At 54.7% G+C, this 14,931-nt stretch carries 14 protein-coding genes; 13 read left to right on the plus strand and 1 reads right to left on the minus strand.

Features of this window, described 5'->3' with window-relative positions:
- Positions 1-5: 5 nt before the first annotated feature.
- Complete coding sequence (locus CIK78_RS05100; protein ID WP_096282267.1) at positions 6-1,226, minus strand: ROK family transcriptional regulator; 1,221 nt, start codon at positions 1,224-1,226, stop codon at positions 6-8.
- 194 nt (positions 1,227-1,420) lie between these two features.
- Here CIK78_RS05100 and CIK78_RS05105 point away from each other — a divergent pair, with 194 nt between their 5' ends.
- From CIK78_RS05105 to CIK78_RS05165, 13 genes are all read left to right on the plus strand, one after another.
- The gene (locus tag CIK78_RS05105; protein WP_096277857.1) at positions 1,421-2,932 is read left to right on the plus strand and encodes a sugar ABC transporter ATP-binding protein; all 1,512 of its coding nucleotides are present in this window, start codon (positions 1,421-1,423) and stop codon (positions 2,930-2,932) included.
- On the plus strand, positions 2,913-3,956 hold the full coding sequence (locus CIK78_RS05110; protein WP_217990271.1) for an ABC transporter permease: 1,044 nt from the start codon (positions 2,913-2,915) through the stop codon (positions 3,954-3,956). The genes CIK78_RS05105 and CIK78_RS05110 overlap by 20 nt, the downstream gene beginning before the upstream one ends.
- 84 nt (positions 3,957-4,040) lie before the next feature.
- Positions 4,041-5,006 (plus strand): ABC transporter substrate-binding protein, encoded by a 966-nt coding sequence (locus CIK78_RS05115; RefSeq protein WP_096277859.1) that lies wholly within the window; start codon positions 4,041-4,043, stop codon positions 5,004-5,006.
- Between the two features lie 86 nt (positions 5,007-5,092).
- Positions 5,093-6,148, plus strand: coding sequence for a sugar phosphate isomerase/epimerase (locus CIK78_RS05120; protein ID WP_096277861.1), 1,056 nt, complete (start codon positions 5,093-5,095; stop codon positions 6,146-6,148).
- 30 nt (positions 6,149-6,178) lie between these two features.
- Positions 6,179-7,342: a Gfo/Idh/MocA family oxidoreductase gene (locus CIK78_RS05125; protein ID WP_096282269.1), complete on the plus strand. Its 1,164-nt coding sequence runs from the start codon at positions 6,179-6,181 to the stop codon at positions 7,340-7,342.
- Positions 7,343-7,385: 43 nt separating this feature from the next.
- Positions 7,386-8,156: an SDR family oxidoreductase gene (locus CIK78_RS05130; RefSeq protein WP_096277863.1), complete on the plus strand. Its 771-nt coding sequence runs from the start codon at positions 7,386-7,388 to the stop codon at positions 8,154-8,156.
- A gap of 113 nt (positions 8,157-8,269) precedes the next feature.
- Entirely contained in the window at positions 8,270-9,676 is a 1,407-nt protein-coding gene (locus CIK78_RS05135; protein ID WP_096277865.1) for a sugar porter family MFS transporter, read from the plus strand.
- A gap of 318 nt (positions 9,677-9,994) precedes the next feature.
- Complete coding sequence (locus CIK78_RS05140; protein WP_096277867.1) at positions 9,995-10,294, plus strand: hypothetical protein; 300 nt, start codon at positions 9,995-9,997, stop codon at positions 10,292-10,294.
- A 181-nt stretch (positions 10,295-10,475) separates the two neighbouring features.
- Positions 10,476-11,585 (plus strand): heparan-alpha-glucosaminide N-acetyltransferase domain-containing protein, encoded by a 1,110-nt coding sequence (locus CIK78_RS05145; protein WP_096277869.1) that lies wholly within the window; start codon positions 10,476-10,478, stop codon positions 11,583-11,585.
- A 31-nt stretch (positions 11,586-11,616) separates the two neighbouring features.
- A complete protein-coding gene (locus CIK78_RS05150) occupies positions 11,617-12,819 on the plus strand; it encodes a serine hydrolase (RefSeq protein WP_225734153.1) in 1,203 nt (400 codons plus the stop codon).
- A 68-nt stretch (positions 12,820-12,887) separates the two neighbouring features.
- On the plus strand, positions 12,888-13,166 hold the full coding sequence (locus tag CIK78_RS05155; protein ID WP_096277871.1) for a peptidylprolyl isomerase: 279 nt from the start codon (positions 12,888-12,890) through the stop codon (positions 13,164-13,166).
- 70 nt (positions 13,167-13,236) lie between these two features.
- Positions 13,237-14,172 carry an ABC transporter ATP-binding protein gene (locus tag CIK78_RS05160; protein WP_096277873.1) on the plus strand — a complete coding sequence of 312 codons (936 nt, stop codon included), beginning with the start codon at positions 13,237-13,239 and terminating at the stop codon, positions 14,170-14,172.
- On the plus strand, positions 14,169-14,930 hold the full coding sequence (locus CIK78_RS05165) for an ABC transporter permease (RefSeq protein WP_096277875.1): 762 nt from the start codon (positions 14,169-14,171) through the stop codon (positions 14,928-14,930). Before CIK78_RS05160 ends, CIK78_RS05165 begins: the two co-directional genes overlap by 4 nt.
- Position 14,931: the final 1 nt, after the last annotated feature.

A 14,931-nucleotide genomic window follows, 5' to 3' on the forward strand; every position in this document is an offset into this window, starting at 1 on the left:
GGCTTTTACGCCCGCTCATTGGTGGATAACAGCGTCTGAGAATCGGTGGCGTAAAGCGTCATGGCGATGCCGCCCATACAGGTCATGTCTTGATCCCAGGCGTGGCTTTCTATGCGGGTTGAGCCAACCAGTTCTGCCACTAGCGCTTCGCTGATAGCGTGTTGCATCGCTTCCTGCATCGCATCAAATCCGCGTACGCCAGCGCCGGTGATCAGCACTAGATCAGGATTAAACAGCGCCAATACATTGGCGATACCGTAGCCCAGTGCGCGGCCTGCCTCGGCATAAATGCGCATAGCCTGCGGGTCGCCCTGTGCTGCCATTTGCGTTAGTGACCGCATCTGTGACTCTGAGGGATGAGTCGTCTCGTCATTAAGCAGCACTGAATGGTGAACGGCCTCTCGGTAAAGTGCGTAATCGCTGACGTAGGCCTCGATGCAGCCGCGTCGTCCGCAGGCACATAGCGCGCCGTCCGGCTGATATTTACTATGTCCAAGTTCGGCTGCCGAACCGTTAGCGCCAACAAACGGCACGCCGTTAATCAGTACCGACATCCCAATGCCGTAGCCCAGCATAATCACCACTAAGTTGGGGCTGTCAGCGTAGGCAGGCTGTGCTGCCAGAAGGCTGATAATGCAGTTGGCATCGTTTTCCAGCAGCACGCTGCAGTTAAAGTACTCGACTAAATGGTCGGATATTGATGCGTTGCGAAAGCTTAGCGCGGGCGACCAGATAATCGTGCCATAAGCTGATGAAACCACTCCCTGCACCGCTAAACAGATTCCCGCTAAGCGCTGAAATTTCCCCTGCTGTTGTGCGCATACCGCGCTCACTTTCTCTTGCAGCAGCGTGACTAAATCGTCGGCTGTCAGCTTCAAGGTGGGGATTATATGGTATTCGCTGTGGCACACCTGGCCCGCAAAATTGCCCACTACCAGCTGAATCTCATTAATTGATAGCTTAATGCAGACCACGTAGGCCGCCTGTGGATCGAGCGCAATCAGCGTTTTAGGCCGTCCCCGCACGGCGGGGCGAGGCGTTGCATGGGGATGTTCGGTAATCAAACCCTGCTGGAGTAATTCTGCGCTGATTGAGGTCACGGTGGCGGAGCTGATGCCGTTCAAAGCACCTAGGTCAACGCGCGCGACCGGGCCCTGTTCACGCAACGTGCGCAGCACCGCCAGGATATTGTCGTGGCGGCTAGTATCAGTCGACGGAAGGGACATAGGGTCGCCGTTATACATCGTGATGAAAGGTAGCGTGTTAAAAAATCGCCTAGTGACATCATCGTGAGACGTTAACGCGATTACCAAAATACGACCTAAGTTGTATTTGCAGATATTTATTTTAGCACCTAAAGTAAATCAAGCGATTCAATTAAGCCTTACAGACAATAATAATAGTGATCATAGGTGGCCCCATGCCCGTGTCGGCGCGCAATATCTGCCGTTCTTTTGGCGACAATCAGGTGCTCTTCGATGTTGATCTCGACCTGCAGGCAGGCGAGGTTCACGCGCTGCTAGGTGAGAACGGCGCTGGCAAATCGACGTTGGTAAAAATTCTGGCAGGCTATCTTCGCCCCACCTCGGGGGAGGTGCTTTGCGACGGCAGCCCGCAGGATTACCGTTCAAGTGGCGACGCCGAAGCTGACGGCGTGGTGATGATCCATCAGGAGCTGGCGCTAGCGGAACAGCTTAGCGTGGAAGAAAATATTTTTCTGGGTCGCGAACTGCGCCGTGGGCCTTTTCTGGACCGCCGGGCGATGCGCGAGCGCAGCCAAGCGGCGCTTGCAGAACTTGAAACGCACGTTGACCCCCGCGCTAGAGTGAAAGACCTGAGTACCTCCGACCAGCAAATGGTCGAGATCGCCAAGGCGATTACACGCGATGTGCGCGTACTGATCATGGATGAACCCACCGCCACCCTGACGGAAAACGAAGTGACGGTGCTGTTTGCACTCATTGCTCGCCTGCGCCAGCGCGGGGTAGCCATTCTGTATATCTCTCATAAGCTGCGTGAAATCGAACAGATAGCCGATCGCGTGACGGTACTGCGCGACGGTCATTTAATTGATAGTGGGCCGATGGCCGGGCGAAGCAAAGAGGAGTTGGCACGCCTGATGGTCGGGCGTGAAATTACCGAGATGTACCCGCCGCTGACCGTGCTTTCAAGCGATGCGCCGGTGGTATTAGAGGCGCGAGCATTTGTCGTGCCTGGCGCGGTTAAACAGGCCAGTTTTACGCTTCGCCGGGGTGAAGTGCTGGGGTTTGGCGGGGTGGTGGGCGCTGGGCGTACCGCGTTGATTGAAGCGGTGCTTGGCCTGCGTGCGAAAAGTGCAGGGCAGGTGCTGCGTAGCGGTCAGCCGGTTGTGTTGCGCCACCTGCGCGATGCCGTGCATCAGCGCATTGCCTACCTGACGGAAGACCGCAAAGGTAAAGGGCTGGTGCTTAATATGGACTTGCGCTCAAACGTTACTCTGCTGAACCTGCGCGCTCACTGCCATCCGCTGCTAGACCGCCGCCGCGAAGAAAAAGCCTTTCAAGAGGCCGTCCAGCGCTTTGATATTCGGCTACGAACGGCCGCGCTCACCGCCGCTGAACTTTCCGGTGGCAATCAGCAGAAGCTGCTGCTCGCGAAAGTCATGTCCATTGATCCCGATATCGTGATTATCAACGAGCCTACTCGGGGTATCGATGTGGGCACCAAACATCAAATCTATCATTTCATCCATGAGCTTACCGAGGCGGGGCGTTCGGTCATTTTGATTTCTTCAGAGATGGGGGAATTGATAGGACTTTCGCATCGTGTCGCCGTGATGTGCGCGGGCGTGCTCACCGGCATTATCGAAGGCGAGCAAATTAATGAACACAACATTATGCAGTACGCATCCGGCATTAAGGGAGTAGGGGTAGATGAGCAGCGCCATGCTTAATAACAAAACAACTCAGAACACGGCAGCCCAGAACACAGTCGCTAGGCCTAAAGGCTTCTCCATCGACCTGAAAACCTGGGGGCCATTTATTGCGCTGGTGGTCTTAGCCATTTTAGGCGTGCTGATTAACCCGGCGTTTCTGGGGCTAGATAATCTTTCCAACATGCTTACCCGCAGCGCCTTTATCGGCATTATTGCCATCGGCGCTACTTTCGTGATTACGGCCGGCGGGCTGGATCTTTCGGTAGGCGCGATGGCCGCCTTTATTGCCGGGGTCATGATTATTCTGATGAACAGCCTGGTCGAGCAGTTTGGCGCAGGAATCACCACTATTGTGCTAGGCATAGGCGCTTCGTTACTGCTCGGGCTATGCGCTGGTTTTATCAACGGCATCGTCACTACCAAAGGCAAAATTGAGGCGTTTATCGTTACCCTCGGTACCATGGGTATTTATCGTTCGCTTGTCACTTACCTTGCCGATGGCGGCACCTTAACGCTGGATTGGGCCGTTCGCGATATTTACCGCCCGGTTTACTACGGCAGCTTTATGGGCATCACCTTCCCCGTATGGGTGTTTTTCGCGGTCGCCGTGATTGGCTACATCTTGCTTAACTACACCCGCTTCGGGCGTTACTGCTTTGCCATTGGCTCTAATGAAAAAGTTGCTGAGTACAGTGCGATTCATGTCGACCGTGTCAAAACGTTGACGTACATGCTGCAAGGCGTGTGCGTGGCACTGGCGACCATTATTTATGTGCCGAGGTTGGGGTCTGCCTCCGGCGCGACCGGTGTGTTGTGGGAGTTAGAGGCCATTGCCGCGGTAATCATCGGCGGCACCATGCTGAAGGGTGGGCATGGCCGTATTTGGGGCACGGTCATTGGCGCCATCATGCTCACTATGATTGGCAATATTCTCAATTTGACCGACGCCATTTCCAACTATTTAAACGGCACTGTGCAGGGGATCATCATTATTGTTGCGGTCTACCTGCAGCGAGCATCGTGGAGAAAAACTCGGCCCTAGGGCCTCTTGGCAACACTGCCTATCAGCGCATTATCGTTAGAAGCTAACGCAGCATAACAACTACAACAGCAAAGGAGCATTATCATGCCCAGCATCAAAACAGCGGTGGCGACTATCACCGCTACCGCAGCGCTCACGTCAGCAATAGGGTTCTCCGGTGCCGCCATGGCACAAGAACTCACCATTGGCGTTTCAATTCCGGCGGCCACGCATGGCTGGGCCGGCGGCGTTAACTATCATGCTGAAGAGGCTAAAAAGCGGCTCGAGGCACTCTATCCTGATATTGAAATCACCATCTCAACCGCGGGCACGGCAGGCGAGCAGGCCAATGACCTGGAAGACTTGGTGTCGCTGCGCAGTATTGATGCGCTGGTAATTCTGCCATTTGAGTCAGGCCCACTCACCGACCCGGTACGCCGCGTTAAAGAGTCTGGTGTGTTCGTGACGGTGGTGGATCGTGGCCTGACCGAAGAGGGCATCCAAGACCTTTACGTGGCGGGCAATAATCATGAGTTAGGTCGCGTTTCTGGTGAGTACATACGCGAACAGCTCGATGGCGAAGGCGATATTGTCGTGCTGCGAGGTATTCCTACGGTGATTGATGACGAGCGCGTTCAAGGTTTCCAAGAGGCTATCGAAGGCTCTGAGATCAACATCCTCGATATGCAGCACGCTAACTGGAATCGCGATGATGGCTTTGAGGTCATGCAGGATTATTTGTCGCGCTTCGACAACATCGATGCGGTTTGGGCTCAGGACGATGATATCGCCCTGGGCGTCATTGAAGCGGTGCGCCAGGCGGATCGTGAAGACGAGCTGTTTATTGTCGGCGGTGCTGGCATGAAAGAAATTATCAAGCGGGTGATGGAGGGTGATGAACTGGTGCCGGTAGACGTGCTCTATCCGCCCGGCATGATTGCCACCGCCATGGACCTGACCGTGCAGCATTTTGTTTCTAATGGCCCCGTATTGGGCGAGTACATTCTTGGCTCACCGCTGATCACCGAGGAAAACGCCGAGCAGTACTACTTTCCCGATTCTCCTTTCTGACCGCTCTAATCAAACGGGGCGGGTGGGACATCACTTCGACCCGCGCCTCACCAAGCACTTAATCGCAACGTTATTGAGAGAGTCCTATGAAAACAATCAAAGGGCCAGCGCTCTTTCTCGCCCAATTTGCCGGTGACGAGGCACCCTTTAATAGCCTGGATAGCATCGCCGCCTGGGCATCCGGGCTTGGCTATAAAGGTGTGCAGATTCCTAGTTGGGATGCACGCCTGTTCGACCTAAAGCGCGCAGCTGAAAGCCGTACTTACTGCGACGAGGTGAAAGGCACCCTGGCTGAACACGGCCTAGCACTCACCGAACTCTCTACCCATCTGCAGGGCCAGTTGGTGGCGGTGCATCCCGCTTACGATGAGATGTTTGATGGCTTCGCCGCCCCCGAAGTGCGTGGTAATCCCAAGGCGCGGCAAGAGTGGGCGGTGGGGCAGCTAAAGCTGGCCGCTAAAGCGTCACAAAATCTTGGCCTAACGGATCACGGCACCTTTTCGGGGTCACTGGCGTGGCCGTATATCTACCCTTGGCCCCAGCGCCCGGCAGGGTTGATCGAAACTGCCTTTGATGAGCTGGCGAAACGCTGGCGGCCGATTCTAGATGCCTTTGACGAGGCCGGAGTGAACCTCTGCTACGAGATCCATCCGGGCGAAGATCTGCACGATGGCATCACCTTTGAGATGTTCCTTGAGCGGGTCGGCAACCATCCTCGCTGTCACATTCTTTATGATCCTAGCCACTTAATCCTTCAGCAGCTCGACTACCGCGGCTTTCTCGATGTGTACCGTGAGCACATTCAAATGTTTCACGTTAAAGACGCCGAGTTTAACCCCAGCCCCAAACAGGGCGTTTATTCGGGCTATCAGTCATGGGCGGACCGTGCGGGTCGTTTTCGTTCATTGGGCGATGGCCAAATCGATTTCAAGTCGATCTTCTCGTGGATGGCGGCCAACGATTACCACGGCTGGGCGGTGCTGGAGTGGGAATGTTGCCTGAAACACCCGGAAGTCGGCGCGCGGGAAGGGGCGACCTTTATTCGTGATCACATTATAGAAGTGACCGAGCGGGCGTTTGACGACTTTGCCGCTGGCGGGGCCGATGAAGCTGCCAACCGTCGCATTCTGGGACTCAAATAGCAGGGAGAGCATTACGACATGGGTGACGACATGAGCCATCAACACGAGACGCCGCGTCGGCTGCGCCTAGGCATGGTCGGCGGCGGCCAAGGGGCCTTTATCGGTGGCGTGCATCGCATTGCCGCACGACTTGATGACCACTATGAGCTGGTGGCCGGGGCTTTCGCGTCTGACGCCGAACGCAGCCAAGAGGCGGCGGCACAGCTGCACGTAGCCGCTGACCGCGCCTATCCCGATTACCAAACCATGGCTGAAGAAGAGCAAAAGCGCGCGGATGGCATTGACGTGGTTGCGATCGTAACGCCCAACCATGTGCACTTCGACGTAGCGCGCACCTTTCTTGAGGCAGGCTTTCATGTGATCTGCGATAAGCCGATGACGATTACGTTGGAAGAGGCCCAAACGCTGGCGGAACTTGTCGAACGTAGCGGGCTGTTCTTCGGCTTAACCCATAACTACTCCGGGTACTCGCTGGTACGCCAAGCTCGCGAGATGGTCGCTAATGGAGAATTGGGTGATCTGCGCGTGGTGCAGGTGGAGTACCCACAGGACTGGCTTTCCACACGCCTGGAAGATAGCGGTGTTAAGCAAGCTGAGTGGCGCACTGACCCCAAACGCAGTGGCCCGGCGGGCTGTTTGGGCGATATCGGCACGCATGCTTATCACTTGGCGCGTTATGTGACCGGCCTGGAGCTTGAGTCCCTTGCTGCCGATATGCACACCTTTGTAGAAGGGCGTGCGCTGGATGACAACGTGCATATGCTGCTGCGCTTTAAGGGCGGCGCGCGAGGCATGTTGTGGTCTAGCCAAGTGGCGCCCGGTAACGAAAATGGCCTGCAGCTGCGTGTTTACGGTAGCCGAGGTGGCCTTGAGTGGCGACAGGAAAACCCTAATCAACTCATGCATTCACCGCTGGGAGAGCCCACGCGAATACTGACGCGCAATGGCCCAGGTCTTGGCGATGCTGCCATGGCCGCTGCGCGTATCCCGGCCGGTCATCCCGAAGGTTATCTGGAGGCTTTCGCTCAGCTCTATCGCGATTTCGCCTTGCAAATCCACGCGCGCCAACGTGGCGATACTACCAATGCGCTGGAAGCAAAAACGCCGGACGTGACCGATGGCGTCGATGGTTTGACGTTTATCACCCGCGCACTGGCGTCGTCTAAGGCGGGTGGGCAGTGGGTCGATTTCTAAAACAGCATAAGTAAGACACTACAAAATGGATATGAGAATCGATATGAACCAGCACTCAGTGCGCTATGCGAGCCTTGACCAGCGTGTGGTCTTTATTACCGGCGGCGGCAGCGGTATTGGTGCCGAGCTTACCCGTGCCTTTCACCATCAGGGCGCGCGGGTAGTGTTCGTCGATATCAATGATGACGCCAGCCACGCATTGGTCGCGGAGCTTAAAACCGAGACCGGACAAGCACCGATTTACCACCACTGTGATATTCGTGATGTGGCGAGCCTACAGCAGGTCGTCGCCGAGACTGGCGAAAACGTCGGGCCTATCCATACGTTGGTGAATAACGCTGCCAGCGATGATCGTCACTCCTGGCGGGATATCGATGTTGCCTACTGGGATGAGCGGATGTCGCTTAACTTACGGCCGATGTTCTTTACCGCCCAGGCGGTGGCCGAACAGATGATAAAAAACGGTGGTGGTTCGATCATTAATTTCGGCTCGGTGAGTGTCCAGATGGCGCTGGGCGGTTTGCCCGCCTACGTCACCGCTAAAGCGGCGGTACATGGATTAACGCGAAGCCTGGCGCGGGAGTTAGGTGAGCACAATATCCGCGTTAATACGCTGGTGCCTGGTTCGGTGATGACCGAACGACAGCTGGAAAAATGGATCGGCCCCGACGATGAGGCCGCCATTCAAGAACGCCAGTGTCTAAAGCTACGGCTTGAATCTGTACATATCGCGCCCGTAGCACTGTTCTTGGCCAGCGCCGAAAGCCAGGCCATCACAGGGCAAGAGCTGGCGGTAGACGCCGGTTGGGCTTAGGAAGAAGACGTATTAATAGAAATAAGCGATGACAATGACTTGCGTATCGCTGCGTGGTCCGAAAAAAATACGCAAAAACAAACGTTAAATAATAAGTACAAGGAGCTTCAGGTATGACTCAACAGCGAACGCTAAGCCGCTCATCTTATATCCTGGTGATATGTTGCATTGCCGCCATCGGTGGTTTTCTTTTCGGTTTCGACAGTGGCGTCATCAACGGTACGGTTGATGGCTTGCAGGCTTCTTTTAACTCCGATAGCGCGGGTACGGGCTTTAATGTTGCCTCTATGCTGTTGGGGTGTGCCATAGGGGCTTTCTTTGCCGGTCGCTTGGCGGACCGTTTTGGGCGGCGCACATTGCTTATTGTGGCCGCAGTATTTTTTCTGGTCAGCGCCTGGGGGTCGGGTATTTCCGGCAGCTCTATGGAGTTTGTGCTGTACCGTATTCTTGGTGGTATTGCGGTAGGTGCAGCCAGTGTCATGACGCCAGCCTACATTAGTGAAGTGGCACCTTCTGCTTATCGCGGTCGGTTAGCTACTATCCAGCAAGTGGCGATTATTTCAGGCCTGTTTGTGGCGTTTCTGAGTAATTATGTGCTGGCGTACGTTTCTGGCTCAGCAATGACTGAACTGTGGTTTGGTTTTGCGACGTGGCGCTGGATGTTCTGGATTGAGCTAATCCCTGCATCCATCTTCCTAGTGGCGTTATTGTTTATTCCCGAAAGCCCACGTTATTTAATCAGCACGGGCAAAGACACTGAGGCACGCCGCGTACTTGGCTTGGTGATGCCTGAGGAAGAAATTGAACCCAAAATACAGGAGGTTAATGCCACACTGAATCGTGATCATAAACCGCGTTTAAGCGATGTGCTTAACCGCACCACGGGGAAGGTGCATGGCATCGTGTGGGTGGGCATTGGGTTAGCGGTTTTCCAGCAGTTAGTCGGTATAAACGTAGTGTTCTATTACGGTGCCGTGCTGTGGCAGTCAGTTGGCTTTTCAGAAAGCGATGCGCTGCTGATTAATGTGATTTCGGGGGCCGTCAGTATTGCCGCCTGCCTCTTGGCGATTGCGCTGATCGACAAAATCGGCAGAAAGCCTCTGCTATGGGGCGGCTCCGTGGGAATGACAATAACACTGGCTTGCCTCTCCTATGCTTTCTCTACCGCAACAATGGTGGATGGCAGTCTGCGCTTATCAGATGACATGGGTGTGTTTGCGCTCGTTGCGGCCAACCTTTACGTGCTGTTTTTCAATGCTTCCTGGGGGCCGGTGATGTGGGTAATGCTGGGCGAGATGTTCCCCAATCAGATGCGCGGTTCGGGTCTGGCGATTGCAGGGCTTTTCCAATGGTTAGCCAACTTCGGTATTACCATGACATTTCCTATCATGCTGGCTTCCGTCGGGCTGTTCGGTGCTTACGGTTTTTATGCGATCAGTGCCGTGGCATCGGTGTTCTTCGTTGTTCTCTTCGTCAAAGAAACACGCGGTAAAGAGCTTGAAGAGATGACCTATGAGTAAACGGTAGATGCAGGCGGGGCAATTAAACATAGCAGGCTTACATTGCCCCGTTTGGCTGTACCGTTAAGGAGCATGTGCCAATTATAGGCAATAAAAAATTAATTTTTATTAATAAAAACAAATGGTTGGCATGAATATTAGAACTATAAGATACTGTTTGGTAATGATTTTTATTAATGATTGCCAGTAACTGGCACGGGGGGTGCAATGATAGAGGTAAGAACGGAGCAGGCAAGAGGCCTGACGTTCTTAACCTTTAAACCACTCTATGATTCTCGTATTGCGGTTTAAGAAGTAACGTTATTAGGAGGCAGTATCATGATGAAGAAGGATTCTCTCAAGAAGCTTGGCATCCTAGGTGTATCGTTTGGCCTGATGGCTAGCCCTCTCGCCTTTGCACAAATGGAAGGTAGTGGCACAGAGCAAGAACCGACGCCGCAAGAAGAAACCATGCAAGACGATCAAGGTACCTACAACTCTTACGACACTGAGCAAGAGCAAGGCCAGGACGTAGGAACGGAGTATGAAGAGGAAGAGGAAGAATTCACTTTCGAAGAAGAGGAAGAGGAGCAAGAAGCACCCACCACTGACGATCAGCAGGGCGATTCCGGGTGGTAATTGCAATCTTTAAGGAATAACTTTTCTCGGGTTCAAGGATGAGCCACAAAATGCCCCGTTCATTGCGGGGCATTTTTGTGCCTGACCATTTAAGGCCATCAACGTTAAGGTCATCAACGTTAAGACGATCAACTAAGGCGCACGATATAGTGGTGCATTGCTCCTCTACAAGGATGTCTCGATGCAGCTGACATGGTCGCAAATACCTCAATTGCCCAAAGCAGAGGGCCGTATACAGGCCATTGATTTGGCGCGTGGCCTGGCGATTGGCTTGATGATTATGAGTCACGCGGTCAGTGGGCTAGTCGGCATACGCAATGTGCCGGACTGGGGCATGGTGCCGATCCATTTTTTGACAAAGTTTTCTTCCTCGCTGTTTATTTTAGTCTTCGGTATTGCCTTGGCCGTGGCATTTTTGTCGCATACTCAAAGCGATGATTGGCCCAAGCGCAGGCTCAAGCTTTGTCTGCGCGGCGTGGAAGTATGGTTCTGGTACAAAGCGCTGCTCGTGATTGAAATGCTGCCGTTCTATCCCCCCGGCGATATCGTGGATGCCTTGCTCTACGGGCGCTTCGCGATATGGACGGAAATCTTAGGCTTTTACGCTATCGCGCTGCTGTGGGTGCCACTGATGTTGCCGCTATGGGCGCGGGCACCGCTGTGGAGCCGACTCGCCACGATTGGTGTCTTCATCGCGCTAACGGTGTGGCTGCAGAGCCTGACCTTCGGTGGTAACGATATTCTGAAAGCGCTGCTGGTCGACCACGAAAACCACTACGCATGGGGGCAGATTAGTCGTGCACCGTTGATTTTAGTTGGGCTGCTTATTGGTGAGTCGCTGCTACGCTGCTACTTTGAACCCGCCGCACGGCGCCGCTTAGTGCTTACGCTGCTGGGGCTTGGGGCGCTCATGGTCGGCGGATTTTATGCCTTAGCATTGGCGAGCGGCGATGTGCACGCGGCCATGCTGGCGGTGGCTAATAATGTTGGCAAGCATCCGCCTGGGCTTGAGTTTATGCTGTTTAGCTTAGGCGGTGCGCTGGTGCTGTTAGCCCTTGCACTGGCCGGGGGCGCCCGTGCCGCCAAGGTGTTAATGCCGCTGACTGTGATTGGCACAGACGCGCTGAAGACGTTTATTTTCCACATTGTGATGATTTTCTTGGTGCTGCGTTTTCTATTGCAAGGCGAGGGCCTTTACAGCTATCCACAGGCGCTCGGTATTGGCGGGCTGTTGATAATCGGTGCCGCCGCATGGATTTGGGTGACCCGTTGGATGGCCGCTCACCGCTGATTTTCACATAAAGCATTAAGAGGTAACGCATTTGCGACACTGGATACGGCGTGGGCTGATAGCGCTAGCGCTTCTCATCGTAGCTCTTCCCATCGTAGCTCTTCTCAACGTACTGCCTGCCTCTGCACAGGCTGACGAGACCAATGAGTACGATACTAATGGGTACGAGACCAATTGGTACTACGAGGTAGATAAGCGCAGCACCTGGCAGGGCGATTTAACTGCTCGACTGCAGGCCATCGAAGGTGTGTTTGGCGGCCAGCTAGGCGTTTATGTACAGAACCTGGCCACTGGCGAAGCCTACTCTTGGCATGCTGATGCCCCTTGGTATTTGGCCTCGCTGATCAAGGTGCCGGTAGCGGCCCAGGTGCTGGCAGAGCGCCAAGCAGGCACGCTGACGTTAGATGAGCGCTTAACGCTTGCGCGCAGCGACTTTGTCGATGGCGCAGGCCCCACTAATTGGCACGACCCCGGCACGCCGATTTCTATTCGCTACTTGATGGAGCAAATGATTACCGTCAGTGATAACACCGCCACCGATATGCTGATTGACCGGGTAGGGCTGGCGGCGGTTAATGCGCGTGCGCGAAGGATGATCGCGGCAAGCGGTGGTGATCCCTCTGCAATCGGCCCTATTACTAAGCTAGTCGGTGTGCGCCAAGGCATTTATGGCCAGCTGCACCCCGATGCCCGCGCGCTGGGCGGCATGGACTTCATGGCGCTGCGTCAACACGCGGTAAGTCAGCGCCCAAAAGCGCTAGCCCGCGCGCTTGGGGTAAGCACCGACACCTTCGCGCAGCCGGATTACGACCACGCCTTTGATGCCTACGAAGCCATGGGCGAAAATGTCGGTACGCTGAGTGCTTACGGGGATTTACTGGCGAGCCTGTACGGCACGCAGCAAGGTCTTTCACAAGAGCAGGACGGCCCGGACAATCTAGATGCCGAGCAGCGCCAAGCGCTATTAGAGGTGATGCGGCGAACGAGTTCCGGCAAGCAGCGCCTCAAGGCGGGCTTGGGTGAAGGCATTAACTTCGCGCATAAAACCGGTACTCAGCAGCAGCGCAGCTGCGATGCGGGCATTGCCCAGCGCGAACAGGCCGATATTAGCGCCGATGGCCCCTGGGTGATTGTTAGCTGTATGCGCGGCCCTGCGGCCTTAAGCACTCATGAGCGGGCGATGGCAAGTGTGGGTGAAGCGTTACGCCGCAGTGGTGCTCTTGGCAGGCCATGATAAACTAGTGCGTCCTCGTTTCCGTCGGCATCAAAACGGCGACGAAAAAACCACTTTAGGAGCAATTTATGTCACGCGCCAGCGCCCGCCACATTTTGGTCAGCAGTGAAGAACAGTGCCTAGCACTTAAGAAAGAAATTGAGAGCGGCAGCGATTTTGCTGACGTCGCCAAGCAGCATTCTAGCTGCCCTTCTAGCCGCCAAGGTGGCGATCTGGGCACCTTCGGCCCCGGTCAAATGGTGCCTGAGTTCGACAAAGTCGTCTTCAACGACGAAGTAGGCCAAGTCCACGGCCCGGTCAAAACACAGTTCGGTTACCACCTGTTAGAAATCACCAGCCGCAGCTAATGTCAGCAACGTTTGCCTGAAGGCCGTCAAGCGCCGCGACCCTTTGAGGGCGCGGCGTGAGGAGTACGCCTTGAACGACCCAATTATTACCATTAACGGCCTGAACAAAACCTATGAAGGTGGCTTTCAGGCGTTAACCCGTGTCGATTTAACGATTCAGCGCGGCGAAATATTTGCCCTGCTTGGCCCCAACGGGGCGGGCAAAACAACCCTGATTAGCGTGGTATGTGGCTTGGTCAATCCGACCGCTGGCCACGTCACCATCGACGGTTTTGATAACGTCAGCCAGTACCGCCAAGCCCGCGAACGCATCGGGCTGGTACCTCAAGAGCTCACCAACGAAGCGTTTGAAACGGTGTGGAACACGGTCAGTTTCAGCCGAGGCCTGTTTGGCAAGCCACCCAACCCTGCGCATATCGAAAAAGTGCTGAAATCGCTGGCGCTGTGGGATAAACGCCACAACCGGCTAATGACGCTGTCAGGCGGCATGAAGCGCCGGGTGCTAATTGCTAAAGCGCTTTCGCATGAGCCGCGCATTCTGTTTCTAGATGAGCCCACCGCTGGCGTTGATGTTGAGCTGCGCCGCGAGATGTGGGAAGTCGTGCGCCAACTGCGTGACAACGGTGTCACCATTATTTTAACCACGCACTATATCGAAGAAGCCGAAGAGATGGCCGACCGTATCGGGGTCATCAATCATGGCGAGATTGTGCTGGTTGAAGAGAAAGCGGTATTGATGAGTAAGCTAGGCAGCAAGCAACTAACGCTTAATCTACAAACGCCGCTTACCGAGGTGCCCGCTGCTCTACAGCGCTTCGAGCTAAGTTTGGCAGCAGAAGGCCATGAGCTTATTTATACCTACGACGGTCGCCAAGAAGAAGACGGGCGCGGCATGTCAGAGCTGCTGAGCGCCTTGGAGCGGGAAGGGGTGGCCTTTAAAGACCTCAACACCCGGCAAAGCTCGCTTGAAGATATTTTCGTCGATTTAGTTAAGGAGCGCGCATGAACCTTCATCCCGTTCGCGCCATTTACATGGCGGAAATGGCCCGTACGCGTCGCACCTTGCTGCAAAGTATCGTTTCGCCCGTCATCTCCACCTCGCTATATTTTGTGGTGTTTGGCGCCGCGATTGGCTCGCGCATCAGTGAAATCAACGGGGTCAGCTACGGGGCGTTTATTGTGCCGGGGCTGATTATGCTGATGCTACTGACGCAAAGTGTTTCCAACGCGTCGTTTGGGATATTTTTTCCCAAGTTTTCCGGCAGTATTTACGAGCTGCTTTCAGCGCCTATTTCGCACCTTGAAATTGTGATTGGCTACGTAGGGGCGGCGGCCTCGAAATCGATTCTGCTGGGGCTGATAATTTTAGCCACCTCAAACTTTTTCGTGCCGCTAGAAATCGCCCATCCGTTTTGGATGCTGAGCTTTTTAGTGCTTACGGCCGTCACCTTTAGTCTGCTCGGTTTTATTATCGGTATTTGGGCCGACGGTTTTGACCGGCTGCAGCTTGTGCCGCTATTAGTCATCACGCCGCTGACATTTCTTGGGGGCAGTTTTTACTCTATCGATATGCTGCCGCCGTTTTGGCAAACCGTCACCCTAGCCAACCCCGTGGTGTACTTGGTGAGCGGCTTTCGCTGGAGCTTTTACGGCATTAGCGACGTAAGCCTTGCGGCTAGCGTGGGCATGATTGCGCTATTTCTAACGGTTTGCCTGGCCACTATTAGCTGGATGTTCCGCACCGGCTATCGCCTCAAGCCTTGAG

This window comes from Halomonas sp. JB37, from assembly GCF_002332255.1.
Classification (GTDB): domain Bacteria; phylum Pseudomonadota; class Gammaproteobacteria; order Pseudomonadales; family Halomonadaceae; genus Vreelandella; species Vreelandella casei.

Bases quoted from the DNA above. Each gene is read 5' to 3' on its own strand.
- CIK78_RS05100 (WP_096282267.1), bottom strand. From the start codon at position 1,226: ATGTCCCTTCCGTCGACTGATACTAGCCGCCACGACAATATCCTGGCG.
- CIK78_RS05105 (WP_096277857.1), top strand. From the start codon at position 1,421: ATGCCCGTGTCGGCGCGCAATATCTGCCGTTCTTTTGGCGACAATCAG.
- CIK78_RS05110 (WP_217990271.1), top strand. From the start codon at position 2,913: ATGAGCAGCGCCATGCTTAATAACAAAACAACTCAGAACACGGCAGCC.
- CIK78_RS05115 (WP_096277859.1), top strand. From the start codon at position 4,041: ATGCCCAGCATCAAAACAGCGGTGGCGACTATCACCGCTACCGCAGCG.
- CIK78_RS05120 (WP_096277861.1), top strand. From the start codon at position 5,093: ATGAAAACAATCAAAGGGCCAGCGCTCTTTCTCGCCCAATTTGCCGGT.
- CIK78_RS05125 (WP_096282269.1), top strand. From the start codon at position 6,179: ATGAGCCATCAACACGAGACGCCGCGTCGGCTGCGCCTAGGCATGGTC.
- CIK78_RS05130 (WP_096277863.1), top strand. From the start codon at position 7,386: ATGAACCAGCACTCAGTGCGCTATGCGAGCCTTGACCAGCGTGTGGTC.
- CIK78_RS05135 (WP_096277865.1), top strand. From the start codon at position 8,270: ATGACTCAACAGCGAACGCTAAGCCGCTCATCTTATATCCTGGTGATA.
- CIK78_RS05140 (WP_096277867.1), top strand. From the start codon at position 9,995: ATGATGAAGAAGGATTCTCTCAAGAAGCTTGGCATCCTAGGTGTATCG.
- CIK78_RS05145 (WP_096277869.1), top strand. From the start codon at position 10,476: ATGCAGCTGACATGGTCGCAAATACCTCAATTGCCCAAAGCAGAGGGC.
- CIK78_RS05155 (WP_096277871.1), top strand. From the start codon at position 12,888: ATGTCACGCGCCAGCGCCCGCCACATTTTGGTCAGCAGTGAAGAACAG.
- CIK78_RS05165 (WP_096277875.1), top strand. From the start codon at position 14,169: ATGAACCTTCATCCCGTTCGCGCCATTTACATGGCGGAAATGGCCCGT.